The sequence below is a fragment of the Sorangium sp. So ce302 genome, from assembly GCF_051530145.1.
GTDB lineage: Bacteria > Myxococcota_A > Polyangia > Polyangiales > Polyangiaceae > Sorangium > Sorangium cellulosum_B.
Window position 1 is genome coordinate 1,589,043 of the sequence record NZ_CP150326.1, and the last position, 16,710, is coordinate 1,605,752.

Sequence of the window (16,710 nt, forward strand, 5' to 3'; positions counted from 1 at the left end):
CATCCGACCATGTCCGATTGCGCCCGTCGCGCCACGTACCAGGATGTGCTTGACACGCCGCCGAATCAGGTGGCGGAGGTCCTGAACGGCGTCCTCCACGCGACGCCGCGGCCCTCCGTGTCCTCCCGCAACGTGACGTCGGTGCTCGCGGGCGAGCTTTACCTGCCATTTCGTCGGGGCATCAAGGGGCCTGGCCGGTGGGCGCTGCTGGTCGAGCCCGAGCTGCACCTCGGCACCGATCCGGACATCGTGATCCCTGACATCGCCGCGTGGCGCCGCGACCGGATGCCGCAGATCCCGATGCGGAACGCGGCGATCTTCCTCGCGCCCGACTGGGTGTGCGAGGTGATCTCGCCGTCCACCGAGGCGCTCGATCGCCGCGACAAGATGGAGATCTACGCGCGCGAGCTCGTGGCGCACTACTGGCTCATCGACCCGCGGCTCCGGCTCCTGGAGGTCTACCGCATCGACGGTGGGCGGTTCGCGCGCGTGGGCGCGTGGGAGGGTGACGTCACCGTGCGCGCGGCGCCGTTCGACGCCGTGGAGATCGAGCTCGGCGTTCTTTGGCAGGAATAGCGCAGGAATAGCGCAGGAATAGCGCAGGAATAGCGCAGGAATAGCGCAGGATCTGCCGTCGCCGGTCGGCGTCGAGCCGCGTGCCGGGCGAGGTGCGTGAGCTCCGCTTTATCGTGATTGTCACCCCGAGATCGGGGAAGCGACGACCATCCGCCGGATGCAGCCGGGGCGTGCGGCTTGCATGGGTGTTGAGGACACTCGCCCATGTTCGGCGCTCGTCATGAGCAGCGGTCACACGGGGGGATGAACATGAAGCGCATCAACATCATCGGCCTGCTGGCCGCGCCGCTCGCATGCCTCGGGGCAGCGCAGCTCGCCTCGGCCTCACCCACGACGCCCGTCGAGGAGCTCGTCCTCATCGCGGAAACACGAGCTCCCGTCGCCGCGGATGCAGCCGACGCTCGTCCTGCACGCCAGCGGCCCTGGTACGGTCACTGGTACGCGTCCTGGTATGGTCACTGGTACAGGCCCTGGCATGGGTACTGGCACGGTCATTGGCACGGTCACTGGCACGGTCATGGTCACTGGCATGGTCACTGGCATGGTCACTGGCACGGTCATTGGCATGGTCTCTGGTACGGGCACTGGCGGTGACATGACCGGCGGCGGTCCGATGGGGGGGCCTCGCCCCCTCGGCCGGCGGACGCCCGATGGGGGGCAGGACGGATCGTCGAGGGCGCCGGCGCCGCGGCAGGAGAGCGGGACGGGCGGCCCTCTCCCCGTCTCGCTCTTGTCGGTCAGGTTCGCGGGCGCTCGCAGGCGGGCACACCCGGAGGGAGCTGCATGGAGGGAAAGCGAAACAGCCGGAGCCACGCCGCAGCCCTGGTCGCCGTCGTGGGCCATCTAGGCCTCGTCGTCATGGGCGCTCTCCAGATCCATCCCGAGGGAGACGGCTGGCTTGCGCGGGCGCTCGCGGTTTACGGCGCGCTCTCCGGGGCCGAGAGCGGCTATGCCTTCTTCGCGGACAGCATCACCCCGCTGCCCAGGGCCAGCTTTCACGTCTCGGATGCCGGCGGTGCGACCCTCACCGACGCCCTCGAGTCGGGCGCCAGCCGCGAGACGGAGATCCGGATCCTGAACCTCATCACGCCTTTCTTGAGCGTGGAGGACCCGACGATCCAGCGCTCGATCGCCGCCTCGTGGGCGGGCAAGGTGCTGGCGAGACACCCCGCGGCCGAGAGCATCCTCGTCCGACTGGAGACGTGCGATCTGCCGTCGATGCGGGAGTACCGGGAGGGGAAGCGGTCCAGCTGGAACCTGCAGTACGAGGCGAAGTTCATGATCCGCGCGAAGCTCCGGGCCTCTCGAGAGGCGAGCGGGGGTGCGCGGTGAAGGATCCTTCGATCGGCCTCCGCGGGGCGGCCGCAGGCGGCGAGCCCGCGCGCGTCCTCCGCGCGATCGAGCGCTTCGCGCTGGCGCCGGCCTCGGCGGCGCCGCTCGCGGCCCTCCGCATCGGGCTCGCGGCCGTGCTCTTGCTTCAAGCGGCGCTCGTCGCGCCCGCGCTCTTCGAGCTCTACGGCCGGTCCGGGATCCTCCAGGGGCCTCTGCGCGACGTGTTCGCGAGGACCGATCTGCCACGCATCGGCTGGGCGGTGGAGCTCCTTGCCCCGCTCGGGATCGGGGAGGATCCGGTCATCGTGGGCACGGGGGTGATCTACGTGGTTGCCCTCGCCGCGCTCCTGGCCGGTTGGTGCACCAGGGCCGCGGCCTTCCTGGCGTGGCTCACCCACCTGATGCTGGTGACGACGGCGAGCTCCACCGTCTATGGCGTGGACAGCTTCGCCAGCATCTTTCTCTTCTATCTCCTCTGGATGCCCTCGGAGGCCGCCTTCTCCATGGATCGCCGGCTCGGGCGCGTGCGGGGAGGGCCCACGCCGGCAGCCCGGCTCGGGTTGCGCGTGGTGCAGCTGCACCTCTCGTTCGCTTACCTCGTCAGCGGGCTGGGAAAAGCAGCGGGCGAGGCGTGGTGGGACGGCGAGGCGATCTGGCGTTCGGTCATGTTGCCGGAATACCGGCAGTTCGACCTCTCGTGGCTCGCCGGCGCCCCCTGGCTCGCGGCGGTCGCCGGGTGGACGGTGCTGCTCGTGGAGATCGGCTATGGCTTCCTGATCTGGCCGCGCCGCACGCGGCTGCCCTGGGTCGTCGCCACCGTGGCGCTGCACGCCGGGATCGCCTTGTTCATGGGGCTCCTCGTGTTCGGCGCCCTCATGGCGGTGCTCACCATCGCCGCGTTCGCGGTGCCGAGCGAGCCCCCCGGGCCTGCGGCTCCGGCTGGCGCGGCGCCGGGGTGATCCTCGCGTCCCCCCTTCTGGCGAACGGCGCCCCCGGATAAGCTGTCGCAGGTTCGATCATGTCGCGCACGGCCATCCCGACCTGGTGCTTCGCCGTGGTGCTGGTGAGGCACCGGAACCGGTTCCTCCTCGTGCACGAGCGCAAGCACGACCAGCTCTGGTATCTGCCGGCGGGCCGCGTCGAGCCCGGGGAGACGTTCGCGGACGCGGCGCGGCGCGAGGCGCTGGAGGAGACCGGCGTCCCGGTGGAGCTGGAGGGCATCCTGCGCATCGAGCACAGCCCGGGCCCCTGGCAGGCGCGCTTCCGGGTGATCTTCCTCGCGCGGCCTCGGGACGCCACGCCCCCGAAGAGCCAGCCGGACGAGCACTCGCTCGAGGCGCGCTGGGTCACGCTGGAGGAGCTCGCGGCCTTGCCGCTGCGCGGCCCCGACGTGGAGCTCTATTGCGGCGACGTGCTCGCCGGAGCGCAGGTCTTCCCGCTGTCGCTGCTCGGGGCCGAGGGGGAGCCGCTCCTCGTGAGCGGCCGCTGAGGCGGCTCCCCTCGTGCCGTGGCGGTCGTGCTGGCCGCGCGGCTGCTCGTGTCTACAGCTTCAGCTTCATCCCCTCGTGGCTCGCCACGAAGCCGAGCCGCTCGTAGAAGCGGTGCGCGCGCAGCCGCGCCTTGTTCGAGGTGAGCTGCACCCGGAAGCACCCCCGCCGCCGCGCCTCGTCGATGGCCCATCGCATCATCGCCTCGCCGATCCCGCGGCCCCGCAGGCTCGGGTCCACGATGACGTTCTCGATCTGCGCCACCCGTGCTCCGCGGTTCGCCACGTACTGGATGATGGTCAGGTGGAACGCGCCGGCGACGCGCCCCTCGACCTCCGCGACGAGCAGCGCGTTGTTCGGATCTTCCGCGATGGCGGCGAGCGCCTCGCGGTAGCGCGGATCGAGCGGCGGGCCGGGGTGGTCCGTCTTCGCGTTGCCCTCGTCCGGGATCGAGAAGAGATGGACGATCGCCGGCAGGTCTGCCTCGGCGGCGCGGCGGATGGCGGGTACGAGCTGCGGCTGGCTCATGCACGCATCCTGCCACAACACATGGCGGTCCCGCACGGAATCGCAGAATCACGGAATCACGGCAGGAGCGGGGCAGGGGAGCAGAGGAGCAGAGAAACAGACGAGCAGAAAAATAGAGATGCTGAGAAGCAGCGGCGCAGGGAGCGGGAAGCGTGAATGAAAAGAACCGCGGGAGTTCTTCCTTTTTAGGCCCGTGCGATTCGCCTTCATGCCCGAGTGTGATCTAGACACAGGCGATCAAGCCGTGCAGAGTCGACGCACCATCATGTCGACCCGGAGGACCGTGTAGATGCGCGTAGTCAACACAGCCGACATCCTCGCGATCGAGTCTCTCAAGGCGGATGAGCGCACCCTGCTGGGGCTGTTCAAGGAGCTCCGGAAACATTCGGAGCTCTCGGCTTACCTGCCCGAAGTCTGCCACCTGTCCTTGCGATGGGTACGCCTCCTCGAAGGTCAGCCGCTCAGGCCTCGCGCGCTCCTCGGCAAAGGCATGATCGTCGTCACCGAAGGCTCGGGCGAGGTCATCGGGGACTCGCCCAGCAGCGTCCGGGCGGGAGACGTCGTGATGGTCCCTCCCGGCGGGCTGCAGGGGCTCGTGGGCGGCGCGCCGGACGGGCTCTCCGCGATATCCATCCATCTCGAGGAGCTCGACGAAAGCGAGCCTCGGTGGGACACGCCGTGTCTGTGCGCGGCGCTCGGGCGGGAGGACAGCGCGGACGAGGCGTCCCCGGATCGCGCCGTGTCCCCCGTGGATCTCCTCGTCGAGGAGAACGAGGTCCACGCGCGGGAGTTCGCGGGCAGCCCCTTGATGCAGCTCATCCGGTCCGAGCGCGCCCTCCGGGACGACGTGAAGCGGCGGATGCTCGGCGCGCTCCAGATCTGGTCGAACGCGTTCCAGAAGGTCCTGTGCGCCAGGGTCGTCTTCGAGTCGCACCCCGGGGCCATCGCGATCGCCGAGCGCCACCTGGCCGACGAGGTCGGGCACAACCGGAGGCTCTCCAGGATGCACGACCCGCGGAGCTCGCCGTCCTGGGACCGCGGCATCGCCGCGGCGTCGTCCTGGTTCATCGAGCGGATGGGCTCGGCGTCCACCGAGGAGCGGACGGTCCTCGTCCACTTCGTCATCGAGCGCTGCGCCGACATCCTCCTCACGGCGGCCCAGCAGATCTTCCCCGACTCGGACTACTTCGCGACGCACGCCGAGGTGGACGCCGAGCACTTCAAGCTCGGGTACAGCCTTCTGAAGGGCTTCCCCGGCCTGGACCTCGGCCCGCTGCGGGGCGCGCTCACCGAGGGCTGGCAGATGATGAACCTGATCTGCCAGCGCATCAGCGACATCGCTGCAGGGGACGGCGACGCGGCCGCCGAGATGCCGGCGGGCGGCGCGAGCCCCGGCGAGCTCGCCCGCGATCCTCGGCGCGAGCTGACGGCCGTGCTGGATGGCCTCTACGGCGGTGTGATGTGAACCGCTGAAGCGCCGAGGGAGAGGGAGAGCCCTTCGCCCTCTCCTCTCCCTCCCGCTCCTGGCGCGCGTTTCGCTCCTGCCGCCCGTGCTCTTCGTGACGCGCGGCGCGCCAGCGCAGGCGGCGCGACCGGCGCTAGCTCGAGGCCTTCACCACGTCGGTGATGCCCTGCACGCTCTTCGCGCTCTTCGCGAGCATCTCCTTCTCTTCTGCGGTCAGCGGCAGCTCGACGATCTTCTCGATGCCCTTGCCGCCGAGGATGACCGGCACGCCCATGAAGATGTCCTTGTAGCCGTACTCGCCGTCCAGGTAGGCCGCGACGGGGAGCAGCCGCTTCTGGTCGAGCAGGTAGCTCTCGGCCATCGCGACGGCGCTCGAGGCGGGCGCGTAGTAGGCGCTCGTCCCCATGAGCTGGACGATCTCGCCGCCGCCCTTGCGGGTCCTCGCGATGAGCGCGTCGAGCTTCTCCTTGCTGATGAGCTCGGTCGCGCGCACGCCGTTGATCGTGCACGCCGACGGGATGGGCACCATGTCGTCGCCGTGGCCGCCGAGGACCATCGCGCGCACGTCCTTCACGGACACGTTCGCCTCGCGCGCCAGGAACAGCTGGAAGCGCGCGCTGTCGAGCACGCCCGCCATGCCGAGCACGCGCTCGCGCGGGAAGCCGGTGCGGCGCTTGAACTCGTAGACCATCGCGTCGATCGGGTTCGAGATGACGATCACCAGCGCGTTCGGGCAGTGCTCCTTCGCGCCGTCCGCCACGCTGCGGATGATCGGCAGGTTCGTCGCGACCAGGTCGTCACGGCTCTGGCCCGGCTTGCGCGGGATGCCGGCCGTGACGATGAGGACGTCGGCCCCTGCACAGTCCGCCCAGCTCGAGGTGCCCTTGATCGAGGCGTCGTAGCCCAGCACGGCGCCGTTCTGCTCGAGGTCGAGCGCCTTGCCTTTCGCGAAGTCCGTCTTCTGCGGGATGTCGAACAGAACGACGTCCCCGAGCTCCTTGCGCGCGATGAGGGCCGCGAGCTCCCCGCCGATGTTGCCGGCGCCGATAAGGGCGATCTTTCTTCGGTTTGCCATGGGCGGCCCTATTACCACCCCCCCGGCCGGAGACCAACGGGGCTCCAGGGCGGGCACGGAGGAGGGAACTCGGCCGGCGTCTTCGAAACCTGTCGACTCGGCCCGCGAGCCCGGGTAAGCCGCGCCCCATGGTCACCGAGGACGATCTGCGCACCGCGCTCGGCAGGGTGCTCGAACGCACCTCGCTCGCGGGCCCCTTCGCCCGCTACGAGGGCAAGGTGCGGGACTGCTACACGACGCCGGACGGCCGCCGCCTGCTCGTCGTCACCGACCGCATCAGCGCCTTCGATCGCGTGCTCGGCACGCTGCCGCTCAAGGGCCAGGTGCTGAACCGGCTGTCCGCCTTCTGGTTCGAGCGCACGCGGAGCGTCGCGCCGAACCACATGATCTCCCAGCCCGACCCGAACGTCCTCGAGGCGATCGAGTGTGTGCCCCTGCCGGTCGAGATGGTGGTGCGCGCCTACGTGACGGGCGTGACCTCGACCAGCATCTGGACGCACTACGCGCGCGGCGAGCGCGTCTTCTGCGGCCACCGGCTCCCCGAGGGCCTCCGCAAGAACGAGCGCCTGCCGCGGCCCATCCTGACGCCGAGCACCAAGGCGCCGAAGGGCGGGCACGATCTCTCCGCCTCGCGCGAGGAGATCCTCGCCCTCGGCACGATCGCGCCGCGCGACTTCGACGCCGCCGCCGAGATGGCCCTCGCGCTCTTCGAGCACGGCGCCCGCGCATGCGCGGAGCAGGGGCTCATCCTCGTCGACACCAAGTACGAGTTCGGCAAGGACCGGGACGGGAACATCGTCGTCATCGACGAGATCCACACCCCCGACTCGTCCCGCTTCTGGTTCGCCTCGTCCTACGGCGAGCGCTTCGCGGCCGGCGAGGACCCGGAGTCGTTCGACAAGGAGTACGTGCGCCGCTGGCTCGCCGCGCGCGGCTTCCAGGGCGACGGGCCGATCCCCTCGATCCCGGACGAGGTCCGGATCGAGGCGTCCCGCCGCTACATCGAGGCGTTCGAGCGGATCACCGGGGCGGCGTTCGTCCCCGACCTCGAGGACCCGGCGGTGCGCATCCCGCGCAACCTGGGGGTGTGAGGCGGGCGCGGCCGCGCCCATGAATCGTCGCGGGGCGCAGGTGCGCACCGCCATCGCGTCGCGCGAAGAGCGCGTGGAGCAAAGCCAGTGAAAGCCGTCGTCAACGTCCGACTGAAGAAAGAGGTCCTCGATCCGCAGGGCGACGCCGTGAAGCGCGCCCTCACCTCGCTCGGGTTCCCCGGCGTGAAGGGCGTGCGCGTGGGCAAGCTCATCGAGATAGAGCTCGACCCCTCGCTCGGCAGCGCGCCCGACCTCGAGCAGCGGCTGAAGAAGATGGCGGACGAGATGCTCGCCAACACCGTCATCGAGGACTACGAGGTCACGATCGCGCCGTAGCCCTCGCCCCGGCCCGCGGGGCCGGCGGCTCAGGCCTCGGGCGCGACGAGCTTCTTCGCCCAGAGGATGGCGTCCTTGCGGGCGCGGCCGACGACGAGGTGCCGCGCCAGCACGGCCGAGCGGCGGAAGCCGTTCGCGAGGAGGGCGGCGCACAGCTCCTGGTCGTCCGCGGGGGCGAAGGTGAACGTGCTCACGGCCTTCTCCTCGACGAGGCGGTCGCAGAGCGCGCCGATGGCGGCCGTCGTGGCGAGCCGCTCCGCCTCGTGGCGCGGCGGGCACAGGATCTCCAGGAACGAGTTGCCGAAGCACGACTGCATCTCCCACGCGGCGTGCAGCGTGAAGCCGCCCCGCGCGGACAGCACGTAGCCCGTCCGCACCGCGTCGCGCCCGAACGGCTCGAAGCCCGTCAGCGCCCGCCCCGCCCGCTGCGCGGCCGCGACCGCGCGCCGCAGCTCGACGCCGCTCGCGGGCGCGATCTTGATCGCGGGCAGCGGCCGCCCCTCGGCCTCCCGGAGCAGCCGCCTCGCGCGGGCGATCGTGCGCTCCGCGAGCAGGACCGCCGGAGAGGCCGCGACGTCGTCTCCCTCGCCGCCCTCCTCGCCGTCGCCGCTCGTGCGCAGCCGCGACGTCATCTCGGACACGACCGCCCCGAGGATCCAGGCGTCGCTGCGCTTGTAAAAGCCGGGGATCGACCCCTCCCGCGTGAACCCGAGGCGGGTCCACGTCGGCACCTCGTCGCGCTCGACCAGCGTGAAGATCTTCTCGACCCCCTCGCGCTTGGCGGTCGACAGGACGAAGCTCCGCTTGGACGGCGTGGGTCCCGCTCGGAAGTCGACGATGCGGAGCGTCCGGTGCCGTCGATTGACCAGCAGACAGAGCGAGACGGAGTCGTTCCGGAACAGGAGCTCGTCGACACCGCTGCTCGCCGTCGAAGACAAGTTTGTCGCTGCCATACCCCCTCGTGCTCGGCGCAGACGTGACGCCTCGGATCAGATGTTCATTGCAGAATTGCAAATTGCAGATCTGCAATGCCCCCCTAGCAGTCGAGGCCCACAGCGTCAACGATGTCGGCGGGATCGCGGTGAGGAGGGGCTCAGGGGGTCGCGGCGAGCCGGCTCGCGTCGGTCGCCTTGACCCCGAGGGCCACGAGCGCCTCCTGGAGCCGGGAGCGCTGGAGGGAGATGCGGGTCGGCATCCCTCCGGAGATCTTGAACGTCTCGAGGAAGTTCACCCCGCTGTCGAACCGGGCGGCGAAGGTGATGCTGTCGTTGTCGACGACGACGGAGATGGGCGCGCGCTCCTGCCCGATGAGGAGGAGCAGGGTCTTGTCGTAGGCCCCGCCCCGCTGGGAGGCGTCGACGAGGACGAGGCCCGGCTCGACGCGCTCGTAGCGGAGCGCGATCCGGCGGGTCTCGGCTTCCATGGTGGCGAGCTCGGCGCCGGCCTGGTCGATGGGAGTCCAGAGCGACGGGTCGGAGAGGCCTGACGCGAGGTGCCGGACGATGAGGCCGAAGAGGGCCTGATCGCGGGGGCGGGCGCGGAGCGCGCGGTCCATGCGGGTGGCGGCCGGGCCCGGGACGCCGATGCGGGTGTCGATGGCGCGGGCGTCGTCGTCGCAGCCGGGGTAGGGCTCGACGCCGCCGCGCATCCACTTCGCGCCGCTGGCGAGGCCGTCGAAGTCGACGTGGCAGACGAGGGTGTCGACGCGCCCGGCGCGGGCGACGAGCTCCGGCGTGATCATCTCGGGGCAGGCGCCGTGCTCGGCCTTGGTCGACAGGACGAAGCGCGGATCGCCGGCGAAGCGCGCGTGGTGGGCGCTGTCGTGGTGGTCGACCCAGGCGGCGAGCCGCGGCCCGAGGTCCTGGATGAAGGGCAGCGTGACCGTCTCGAAGCTCTTGCCCCCCGCCTCCGAGGCGAAGGCGATGTCGAGAACGGCGACGTTGCCGCGCAGATCGCGGGCGCGGGGGAGCTTGCGGGGGGAGGCGAAGGCGAGATCGAATCCGTGCATGGCGTGGCTTCCCGGGGAGGTAGGTACCGTCCAGCCGGGCGACCCGGCGCGTGCCGCGTCGGGCGCCCTGCTCCATACACCCGAAACGGTCGAAGCGCTGCGGTGGAGGACCTTTCTCGGGCGAGGCCTGAATGATCCGCTAGGATGATCCGACCAACGGCAGTGGCGGCTCGGCGTGCCGGGCGGCCCCGCAGCGAGTGCGCCGCCGCGCAGAGCAGGCCGGCGGTTCCAGGGAGACTCGACAGGTGGGGACCGCGCTCGGGCTCGCCGCGCGAGCGGGGCTGCTGGCCTGTGTCGGAGGAAGTGGATGAGAAGCGACGTTCTGGGACTCGGTCTTCTGGCTCTTGGGGGAGTGCTCTGCGCGGGGCTCCCGGGCACGCCGGCCGTCTCCGAGGCGAAGGCAGAGCCCGCCCAGGTGGTGGTGTCGGCCGCGCAGGTGACGGGGGCGGTCGCGCAGGCGACCGCGGCGGTCGGCCAGGCGGTGTCGGGGCCGGCGTGCAAGCTGAAGGGGACGGCGCCGGTGCCCAAGGGCGCCCGGCTGCATGACGCGCCGAGCGGCGGCAGGACGGTCGCGAGCTTCACCGGCGCGCTGGTCCCGATGACGCTGAGCGCGATCCCGGCGGATCCGGCGGCGGGCCGCGCGCGGCTGAGCACGTCGGACAGCTCGCCTGCGCTGCGGATCGACGGCTACATCGCGCCCTCGGACGTCGCGGTGTTCACGACGCGCGACATCCCGGTCATCGCCGGGCACGTGTGGATCTCGAGCGCGCAGAAGGTGAAGCTCGTCGCGGCCACGGGCGACTCGCTGCGCGCGGAGCTCTCGATCTCCGGGTCTGAAAGGCAGACGGCGAAGGCCTCGGCCCCCTGCGACGCCTTCGCGTTGCAGCGCGGCGTCTCCACGAAGATGGAGATCCCCGGCAGCGCCCGCGGGTACCTGATGAAGACGTCGACGATCGAGCTCTTCGATCGCCCGGACGGCGACGTGATCTTCACGCTGAGGATGCTGGAGGGGACGGCCCAGCTCTTCTGGAGCACCGAGGCGAAGTCCGGCTTCGTTCACCTGATGTCGCGGGGCGACCTCACGATCGACGCCTGGGGTCGCCTCAAGGATCTCGAGCCGCTGAAGAAGGGCGAGATGATGGACCAGTACATCCCGCCGACGACCGCGGTGGCCGGCGCGCAGCTGGCGCTCGACAAGGCGCCGCCGATCGTGAAGGCGACGAGGGCGATCCCGGTCCGCGCGCGGCGCGACGAGAAGGAGAAGCCGATCGGCGAGATCGAGGCCGGCGCGGAGATCTACCTGCTCGAGACGGTGGCGGGCTGGACCAACGTGCTCCCGAAGGCGCTCGGGATGACGCCGCCGGACGAGGGCGGCTTCTGGATCCCCGCCTCGGAGACGCCGAAGTAGCGAGGGCGCGCGGGCTCGCCGTGCGCGGCGGGCCCGCCCGGACGACGCGCCGCAGCGCCGGTCCGGGTGGGAGCGGCGCTGTGCTCGAGGCGTCAACTCTCGAGGGGTCTCGCCGCGCCGGGCGATTAGGATGGCGCGCATGTCCAGATCGCCGTTTCGTTTCCGGCGGCCTCGCCTTGGCGCCGCGGCCGGGGTGATCGCAGCCTCCGCGGCCGTGGGTGGCAGCGCCGCCGCGCAGGCCGCGCCCGTGGTGCTCCCTCACGCGGCGGGCCAGCAGGCGCTCGCTGTCCGCATCGATCCGGGCGGGGTCACTGCCCGCGCCTGTCCCGCCGCGGCGGCGTGCGCGCCCGACGGCGGCAAGGTCCTCGCCGTGCCGTCCGAGGTGGCGCCGCTGCTCGGCGGCGCGCGCGTCGTGCCGGTCACCCTGGCGGACGGCAAGCGCCTCGCCAAGATCGAGGCGCCGGCCGGGGGAAAGCCGGCGGGCGCCGGCGCGCCGGAAGGCGCGAGCGGCAGCTGGGTGATGCTGCTCGCGGCGCCGCTCGCGGGGAAGGGGACGGAGCCGCTCGTGCTCTGGAGCGGCTGGACCGGCGTCGCGACCGGGGAGCACGGCGAGGGGCGGAGCGACGCCGTGGTCGTGGAGCCGCTCGGCGGCAGCGGAAGCCGTGTGCTCGTCGGGCAGCTGCGAGACGACGTGACCCTCTGCGGGCGGCCGGCGCTGGTCGGCGCAAGCGAGGTCGATCCCCGGACCATGACGCTCCTGAAGGGGGCCAGCTTCCAGAACCTCTCGGCGGAGGAGCGGCGCGGTGCAGGCAAGGTGGTCGCCGAGCGCCGTGACGCCGACGCGGCGGCGGCTGCCTTCCGGCTGCTGCGCCCGACCGCCGCGTCGAGCGCGGTCGGCAAGCGCTTCGCGGAGATCGCCGACGGCGATCCGAAGACCGCGTGGTCCGAGGGCAAGGCGGGCGCGGGCCGGGGCGAGTTCGTGTCGTTCTCGTCGGCGGACGAGGTCGGGATCACGGGCCTGGGTCTGCGCATCAAGCCGCCCGACGGCGTCGAGGGCGGCGCCGCGCCGCGCACGCTCTTCGTGGCGACGCCCGACCGGCTCTTCCAGGTGAGCCTGCCCGAGGACGCGTGGCTCAAGGAGTCCGCCGGCTACGAGGTGAAGCTCCCCGAGGAGATCAAGGCCTCGTGCATCGCCGTCGTGCTCGACGACGCGTACGCGCCGGCGGGGGCCGGGGGTCGCGGCGCGCCCGCGGCGCCGGAGGCGCGGGTCACGATCGCCGAGGTCACGGCGCGCACGGCGTTCGACGGGCAGGGCCCGGAGGCGCTCGTGGGCGCGCTCGCGGGCGGCGGCGAGCGAGCCAGGGCGGCGGCGGCGCTGCTCGCGCGCGGCGGACCGGAGGCGGTCGATGCGGCGATCGCCGGCTATGACAGGCTCGATCCCGCGGGCAGGCAGCTCGCACGGGGCGTGATCGACACGGCGCCCTGCGCGGCGCAGATCCCGTTCCTCACCGCGCGGCTGGCGTCCGGCGCGTCGTCGGCGGCGCCGCTCGCGCCCGGCGCGGCATCCGCGGGGCGCGCGTCCGGGGTGGCATCGGCCGCGCCGGGGCGCGCCCCTCGCGCCGCGCCGCCCGAGCCCGATCCGGAGCTCCACCACGCGCGCGATCGCATCCGCCGCTGCGGGCGCGCGGCCGCGCCGGCGCTCGCGGAGATCGTGAAGGCGGGCGCGGCCGCGGCCAGGGTGGCGGCGGCCCGGGAGCTCGCGCTCGTCGCGCCGGCCGAGGCGATCCCGGCGCTGCTCGACGCCCTCGCCGGGGCGCGCGGCGCGGCGCGGAGGGAGCTCCGGGCCGCGCTCGCGCTGGCGGCGCGGAGCGAGCGGGCCGCTTCCGTGGTCGAGGAAGAGGTGCAGATCGAGCGGCTCCGCGCCCGGCCAGAGGACGCGCAGCTCGATCTGCTGCGCGCGCTCGGGCCGGCGCTCGGGCGGGTGAAGGGCGGCGGGGCGGCGTTCCAGGCGCTCGCTTCGGCGGGTAGCGCGCCCTTCGAGCGGCGTTACCTGCTGCAAGCGCCGGCCGCGGCGCTCGCGCGCGCGGGCGAGGGGCCGGCGGAGGCGTACCTCCGGGCGTCGCTCCGGAAGGACGCGGACGCGCACGTGCGCCTCCGCGCGGCCGAGGTCGCGGCGGACGTGCCGTCGCTCGCGCAGGACCTGCTCGCGGCGGCCTCCGATCCGGACGCGCGCGTGCGCGAGGCGGCGATCGTGGCGCTCGCGCGCGCGGCCTCTGCCGGCGCGAAGCTGCCCGCCGGCGCGGCCGAGGCGCTCGCGGCGCGGCTCACCTCGGACCCGTGGACGTTCATCCGGGGCGGCGCTGCGCTCGCGATCGGCGCGATGCAGGCGACGCCGGCGGGCGACCGGGCGCTCGTCGGGGCGCTCGCCGACAGCTCGCCCGAGGTGCGCCGGCACGCGCTCGACGGCCTCGGCGCGCACCGCGCGACAGCGCACATCGAGGCCGTGCGCGACCGGGCGGAGGACAAGGAGGAGGACCTCGAGGTGCGCGCGCGGGCGATCCTCGCGCTCGGGGCGATGTGCGACGCGAGCTCGGTCGACCTGTGGACGCGGCTCGCGCACCGGGCGAAGGCGCCGATCGGCGAGCACGATCAGCGGCTCGGCTCGGCGGCGCTCGCGGCGCTCGGGTCGGTGCACCCGGCGGATCTGCCCGCGCGCCTCAAGCCGCTCCTCGACAAGGATACGCCGCACGGCCTGCGCGAAGCGGCGAGGGCAGCGCTCTCCGCGGCGCCGCAGTGCGGCCGCCGCTGACTGAGAATTGAAGGCCGGCAGGGGGGCGGCAGGCCGCCAGCGATGCCCCTCGCTCTCCACTCTCCTTCATCGGCCAACGAAACGCGTGCTCAACCTTCACAAGCTGGTTCGGGACGCGCTTCTGGACGACGCCACGCACTCCCCGACCCTGCGAGCTCGCCTCGAGCGGGACGGGGCGCGCGCCTTTCGCTACTTCGACCGGATCCTGCGCAGTCGTGAAGCCTACGCCAGGGTCGGTCTCGACCTCACCGAGTTCTCTTCGCTGCTCCCCTTCGATATCTCCAGCCTGTCCACCCTGCTCCTGGTTTGTCTCGCCATGCAGCGCGACGGCTACCTGCGTCAGCGTGCCGTCTCCGCGCTCGCCGTCCGAGTGGAAGCCATCTCGCTGGCTGGCGTCGCAAACCGGACGCGCTCTCCGTCGTTCCACAACATGAGCTGGAACCTCTTCTTCGGCTGCTCGCAGACAATCGCAGCCCGTCGCTCCGACTCCTGGCATTGCGTGAGTATCGTCGGCGCGCGGACGCCGATCGCGTCGAGGTCGAATGCCTCGACGGCAACGCCAATGTGCGCTTCTACGCTCGGCGCTACCTCCGCAAGCTCCATAGGAGCGTCGACCACCGCGACCGCGCGCTCTCGATTCTCACGAGCTCCGCCGGCCAAACCGCGCAACTCATCGGCGCCCTCGCGGTACTGTCAGAGTTCGGCCGCGAACAGGATCGACCTCTCATCGAGACGTTCGTGAAGGACAAACGCGCGAGGGTCGCCGCCGAAGCAGCTCGCACGCTTCGACTTCTGGGATAGCCCCTTCCGACCATGGCTGTTCCATCGTGAGGGCGTCAGCGCTCACCTCACGACGCGTCCTGCCCGCCGCGGCAGCACCGCGCGCGCGCGTGCGAGCCATTCGCCGAGCGACGTGGCGTCCGGGGGGACCGCGTCGAGGTCGGCGTCCTCCGCCACGCGCACCATGGCGGCGCCGTCGCCGGGCATCATGCCCTTTGCAGCGAGCATCGCCTGCGCCCTGAGGGGCGACATCTCCTCGGTCGTCTTCTCGCCGAGCAGCGCGAGGATCCAGGCTCCGAGCGCCGGCGCGGCCACGCCGCCGATCACGTCGGGTGGCGAGGACAGGGCCGACGAGACGCGCCGGATGCCCTCCGCGATCGCCTCGCGGCGCGCCGGATCGCGGTCGATGTCGCGGGCGAACGCGAGGATCTCGCACCCCGCCTCCTGCGCGTCGAGCGCCGCGCCGAGCACGTGGTGCGTGTCCTCGTGGGCCGCGCCGCGCGCCTGGTACTTCCGGATGCTCTTCCACTCGCGGGCGCCTCCGACGACCCACCCGCTCGGCTGGACGCGGGAGAGCAGCGTGAAGAGCACGCCGGGGTGCTTGTCCGACTGGTAGGCGGGCGCCCCGGCGCGGCTGCCCAGCTCGCTCTCGCCCTCGCCGACAAGGAAGACCCGGATCCGCTCGGGCGCCTTCATCACGGCCGCGGCCCTCCCCCGAGGAGCGGCGCCTCGTCACCGCCGTTGGCGTAGCTCAGCCAGAGCTCCCCCAGCGCGTACACCCTCGCCCGATCCTCGAAGCCCGGCGTGTCCAGGATGCGCGTGGCCCTCATCCCCCGCTCGCCAGCGCGGGTGACGACCGTGACCTCCTCCGGCTGCAGCTCGTTGACCACGAGCGGGCTGTGCGTCGCGAGGAGGACCTGGGTCTTCTCGGAGACGAGGCGCAGCGCGCGCATCACGTCGGCGATGCGCGCGGGGTGCAGCCCGTGCTCGGGCTCCTCGACGAGGAGCAGGGGCGTCGGATCGAGGTGCGGCAGCGCCGCGAAGGCGAGGTAGTAGAGCATGCCCTCGCTCATCAGCGACGCCGGCACGACGGCGCCGCCCTCGAGCTTCACGCCGATGGCCTTCGTCGTGGAGCTCGGGTTGGCGAGGTGGAGGCTCTTCACGCTGGGGAACAGGCGGGTGAGCTCCTCGTTCAGATCGACGTACGCCGACAGGTCGCGGCTGATGACGGCGTCGTAGACGGCCGGCAGGCCCGTGCCGCGCTCGTCGGCGAAGCAGAGCGGGTGCCCGTCGGGGATGAGCGGGTGCGGGGCCCTCAGCGCGTCGGGATCGAGGCGGAGCATCTGCGCCCCGCGCAGCGCCTGGACGATGTCCAGGGCAGGGCGCTCCGGGCTGGGCGCGCCGCCCGCGTCGTCCCCGTCTGCGTCGTCGAGCAGGGAAGGGGGCTCGAGATCCCTGGGGAACGACATGGACCGGACCCGGCCCCCGGCGTCGAGCTCCACGCGCCACGTCGTGCTCGCCGCCGACACCTCGAACACGGCGCCGTCCGGGGCCTTGCTCGCGGGGCCGGCGCGCCCGAGCGTGTCCGGCGACGGCGCCCCGAGCGCCCGCTCGAGGACGGAGGAGAGCGTGCGGAGCGCCCGCAGCACCGTGCTCTTGCCGCTGTCGTTGGGCCCGATGAGCGCATGCAGCGGCGTCAGCTCCAGGGTCGCGTCCTGAACGCAGCCGTAGCCCTGGATGCGGAGCTGCTCGACGTAGGGTCGGTCCATCGAGATCGACCCCAGCATAGCCGCTCGCTCGGCAGCAAGGAACTTG

Annotated in this window: 17 protein-coding genes; 11 read left to right on the top strand and 6 right to left on the bottom strand. The window is 72.2% G+C overall.

The window, feature by feature from the left end; translation table 11 throughout:
- Nucleotides 1–9 precede the first annotated feature (9 nt).
- The 5 genes from WME73_RS06060 to WME73_RS06080 all read left to right on the top strand — a co-directional run bounded on the left by WME73_RS06060 (nt 10) and on the right by WME73_RS06080 (nt 3,397).
- A complete protein-coding gene (locus tag WME73_RS06060) occupies nt 10–576 on the top strand; it encodes a Uma2 family endonuclease (RefSeq protein ID WP_437744540.1) in 567 nt (188 codons plus the stop codon).
- Nucleotides 577–825: 249 nt separating this feature from the next.
- The gene (locus WME73_RS06065; RefSeq protein WP_437915060.1) at nt 826–1,170 is read left to right on the top strand and encodes a hypothetical protein; all 345 of its coding nucleotides are present in this window, start codon (nt 826–828) and stop codon (nt 1,168–1,170) included.
- Between the two features lie 189 nt (nt 1,171–1,359).
- Nucleotides 1,360–1,908, top strand: coding sequence for a hypothetical protein (locus WME73_RS06070; protein WP_437744542.1), 549 nt, complete (start codon nt 1,360–1,362; stop codon nt 1,906–1,908).
- A complete protein-coding gene (locus WME73_RS06075) occupies nt 1,905–2,867 on the top strand; it encodes an HTTM domain-containing protein (protein WP_437915061.1) in 963 nt (320 codons plus the stop codon). Before WME73_RS06070 ends, WME73_RS06075 begins: the two co-directional genes overlap by 4 nt.
- Nucleotides 2,868–2,926: 59 nt before the next feature.
- A complete protein-coding gene (locus WME73_RS06080) occupies nt 2,927–3,397 on the top strand; it encodes an NUDIX domain-containing protein (RefSeq protein WP_437744544.1) in 471 nt (156 codons plus the stop codon).
- A gap of 52 nt (nt 3,398–3,449) precedes the next feature.
- Here the strand turns inward: WME73_RS06080 and WME73_RS06085 are convergent, their stop codons facing one another.
- Nucleotides 3,450–3,923 carry an N-acetyltransferase family protein gene (locus WME73_RS06085; protein WP_437744545.1) on the bottom strand — a complete coding sequence of 158 codons (474 nt, stop codon included), beginning with the start codon at nt 3,921–3,923 and terminating at the stop codon, nt 3,450–3,452.
- 289 nt (nt 3,924–4,212) lie between these two features.
- Here WME73_RS06085 and WME73_RS06090 point away from each other — a divergent pair, with 289 nt between their 5' ends.
- Complete coding sequence (locus WME73_RS06090; protein ID WP_437915062.1) at nt 4,213–5,388, top strand: hypothetical protein; 1,176 nt, start codon at nt 4,213–4,215, stop codon at nt 5,386–5,388.
- 133 nt (nt 5,389–5,521) lie between these two features.
- Here WME73_RS06090 and mdh read toward each other — a convergent pair whose 3' ends face one another.
- A complete protein-coding gene (mdh, locus tag WME73_RS06095) occupies nt 5,522–6,463 on the bottom strand; it encodes a malate dehydrogenase (RefSeq protein ID WP_012233684.1) in 942 nt (313 codons plus the stop codon).
- A 128-nt stretch (nt 6,464–6,591) separates the two neighbouring features.
- Here mdh and WME73_RS06100 point away from each other — a divergent pair, with 128 nt between their 5' ends.
- Together WME73_RS06100 and purS are read left to right on the top strand one after the other, a co-directional pair.
- Nucleotides 6,592–7,554 carry a phosphoribosylaminoimidazolesuccinocarboxamide synthase gene (locus WME73_RS06100; protein WP_437744547.1) on the top strand — a complete coding sequence of 321 codons (963 nt, stop codon included), beginning with the start codon at nt 6,592–6,594 and terminating at the stop codon, nt 7,552–7,554.
- A gap of 87 nt (nt 7,555–7,641) precedes the next feature.
- Complete coding sequence (gene purS, locus WME73_RS06105) at nt 7,642–7,890, top strand: phosphoribosylformylglycinamidine synthase subunit PurS (protein WP_437532982.1); 249 nt, start codon at nt 7,642–7,644, stop codon at nt 7,888–7,890.
- A gap of 29 nt (nt 7,891–7,919) precedes the next feature.
- On the opposite strand, the gene WME73_RS06110 is transcribed toward purS, so the two are convergent.
- Both WME73_RS06110 and WME73_RS06115 read right to left on the bottom strand, forming a co-directional pair.
- Nucleotides 7,920–8,843 (bottom strand): hypothetical protein, encoded by a 924-nt coding sequence (locus tag WME73_RS06110; protein WP_437915063.1) that lies wholly within the window; start codon nt 8,841–8,843, stop codon nt 7,920–7,922.
- A 140-nt stretch (nt 8,844–8,983) separates the two neighbouring features.
- On the bottom strand, nt 8,984–9,898 hold the full coding sequence (locus WME73_RS06115) for a hypothetical protein (RefSeq protein ID WP_437744549.1): 915 nt from the start codon (nt 9,896–9,898) through the stop codon (nt 8,984–8,986).
- Between the two features lie 307 nt (nt 9,899–10,205).
- Here WME73_RS06115 and WME73_RS06120 point away from each other — a divergent pair, with 307 nt between their 5' ends.
- The 3 genes from WME73_RS06120 (at nt 10,206) to WME73_RS06130 (ending at nt 14,857) form a co-directional block, all read left to right on the top strand.
- Nucleotides 10,206–11,306, top strand: a complete 1,101-nt coding sequence (locus WME73_RS06120; protein ID WP_437915064.1) for a hypothetical protein — start codon at nt 10,206–10,208, stop codon at nt 11,304–11,306.
- Nucleotides 11,307–11,445: 139 nt separating this feature from the next.
- On the top strand, nt 11,446–14,115 hold the full coding sequence (locus WME73_RS06125; RefSeq protein ID WP_437915065.1) for a HEAT repeat domain-containing protein: 2,670 nt from the start codon (nt 11,446–11,448) through the stop codon (nt 14,113–14,115).
- 85 nt (nt 14,116–14,200) lie between these two features.
- Nucleotides 14,201–14,857, top strand: a complete 657-nt coding sequence (locus WME73_RS06130) for a hypothetical protein (RefSeq protein ID WP_437915066.1) — start codon at nt 14,201–14,203, stop codon at nt 14,855–14,857.
- A 101-nt stretch (nt 14,858–14,958) separates the two neighbouring features.
- Here WME73_RS06130 and WME73_RS06135 read toward each other — a convergent pair whose 3' ends face one another.
- On the bottom strand, nt 14,959–15,591 hold the full coding sequence (locus tag WME73_RS06135; protein WP_437917357.1) for a hypothetical protein: 633 nt from the start codon (nt 15,589–15,591) through the stop codon (nt 14,959–14,961).
- A complete protein-coding gene (locus WME73_RS06140; protein WP_437915067.1) occupies nt 15,591–16,664 on the bottom strand; it encodes an AAA family ATPase in 1,074 nt (357 codons plus the stop codon). The genes WME73_RS06135 and WME73_RS06140 overlap by 1 nt, the downstream gene beginning before the upstream one ends.
- Nucleotides 16,665–16,710: the final 46 nt, after the last annotated feature.

Bases quoted from the DNA above. Each gene is read 5' to 3' on its own strand.
- WME73_RS06060 (WP_437744540.1), top strand. From the start codon at position 10: ATGTCCGATTGCGCCCGTCGCGCCACGTACCAGGATGTGCTTGACACG.
- WME73_RS06065 (WP_437915060.1), top strand. From the start codon at position 826: ATGAAGCGCATCAACATCATCGGCCTGCTGGCCGCGCCGCTCGCATGC.
- WME73_RS06070 (WP_437744542.1), top strand. From the start codon at position 1,360: ATGGAGGGAAAGCGAAACAGCCGGAGCCACGCCGCAGCCCTGGTCGCC.
- WME73_RS06080 (WP_437744544.1), top strand. From the start codon at position 2,927: ATGTCGCGCACGGCCATCCCGACCTGGTGCTTCGCCGTGGTGCTGGTG.
- WME73_RS06085 (WP_437744545.1), bottom strand. From the start codon at position 3,923: ATGAGCCAGCCGCAGCTCGTACCCGCCATCCGCCGCGCCGCCGAGGCA.
- WME73_RS06090 (WP_437915062.1), top strand. From the start codon at position 4,213: ATGCGCGTAGTCAACACAGCCGACATCCTCGCGATCGAGTCTCTCAAG.
- mdh (WP_012233684.1), bottom strand. From the start codon at position 6,463: ATGGCAAACCGAAGAAAGATCGCCCTTATCGGCGCCGGCAACATCGGC.
- WME73_RS06100 (WP_437744547.1), top strand. From the start codon at position 6,592: ATGGTCACCGAGGACGATCTGCGCACCGCGCTCGGCAGGGTGCTCGAA.
- WME73_RS06110 (WP_437915063.1), bottom strand. From the start codon at position 8,843: ATGGCAGCGACAAACTTGTCTTCGACGGCGAGCAGCGGTGTCGACGAG.
- WME73_RS06115 (WP_437744549.1), bottom strand. From the start codon at position 9,898: ATGCACGGATTCGATCTCGCCTTCGCCTCCCCCCGCAAGCTCCCCCGC.
- WME73_RS06120 (WP_437915064.1), top strand. From the start codon at position 10,206: ATGAGAAGCGACGTTCTGGGACTCGGTCTTCTGGCTCTTGGGGGAGTG.
- WME73_RS06125 (WP_437915065.1), top strand. From the start codon at position 11,446: ATGTCCAGATCGCCGTTTCGTTTCCGGCGGCCTCGCCTTGGCGCCGCG.
- WME73_RS06135 (WP_437917357.1), bottom strand. From the start codon at position 15,591: ATGAAGGCGCCCGAGCGGATCCGGGTCTTCCTTGTCGGCGAGGGCGAG.
- WME73_RS06140 (WP_437915067.1), bottom strand. From the start codon at position 16,664: ATGGACCGACCCTACGTCGAGCAGCTCCGCATCCAGGGCTACGGCTGC.